This is a genomic window from Vibrio sp. S9_S30, assembly GCF_014694455.1.
Taxonomy (GTDB): Bacteria; Pseudomonadota; Gammaproteobacteria; order Enterobacterales; family Vibrionaceae; genus Vibrio.
The window spans coordinates 1-787 of the sequence record NZ_JAAUWT010000114.1; the positions used below are offsets into that span (position 1 = coordinate 1).

The 787-nt window shown below is 47.5% G+C and carries 1 protein-coding gene; it reads right to left on the reverse strand.

Annotated features, from left to right (window positions below):
• On the reverse strand, positions 1-743 hold a 743-nt coding region (locus tag HC752_RS24320; protein ID WP_190337749.1), incomplete at its 3' end, for an IS5 family transposase.
• Between the last annotated feature and the right edge of the window lie 44 nt (positions 744-787).

Consider the following 787-nt stretch of genomic DNA (forward strand, 5'->3'; position numbering starts at 1 on the left):
CGCTCTTTCCAGTGCTGATTTGAGCCGTATAACTTCTGGCAACCCACTGCTAGGTTTCTAGGGTGACCCCGCTCCCAGAAGGCTGCACCTTCTCTTGGAGGAACAAGCGCAACAGCCCTTTTTATCTGAATAGCATCGTGACAAGCTCTTGTATCATAAGCACCGTCACCAGACACCTCTATGATTTTTCGTCGTGTTTGCTTCAGTAAGTTCGGGAGGACTTCTCCATCTGTCACTGTCGATAAACTGAGTTCGGCTGCGACAATCTCATGAGTACTTGTATCAACGGCAAGATGCAGCTTTCGCCAGACTCGACGTTTGCCGTCCGTCCCATGTTTTTTGACTTTCCACTCACCTTCGCCGTAAACCTTAAGACCCGTCGCATCAATGGCTAAGTGCTGTATCACTCCTCTCGTTTTAGTCTTAAATGACACCTCAACTTGCTTGGCTCTTCGACTGATACAGGTGTAATGAGGGCAGCAAAGTGGGAGCTGAGCAAGCTTAAATACTGAGTCAATAAACCCTTGTAGCGCTCGCAATGGCATAGAAAATACTCGTTTCACCATGAGCGCTGTGGTTATGGCTAAATCACTGAACCGACGTGGTCTTCCGCGAGTATTCTGTTTGCTTTGCGTCCACTCACTTATCGCCTCTTCATCAATCCAAAAGGTGAGAGAGCCACGGTTAATGAGTGCTTGATTGTATTGCTTCCAGTTGGTGGTTTTGTAACAAGGTTTAGGCATTGGGCTACGAGGTGAAGTGAATGTAGCTGATCAGATCGTAGGTT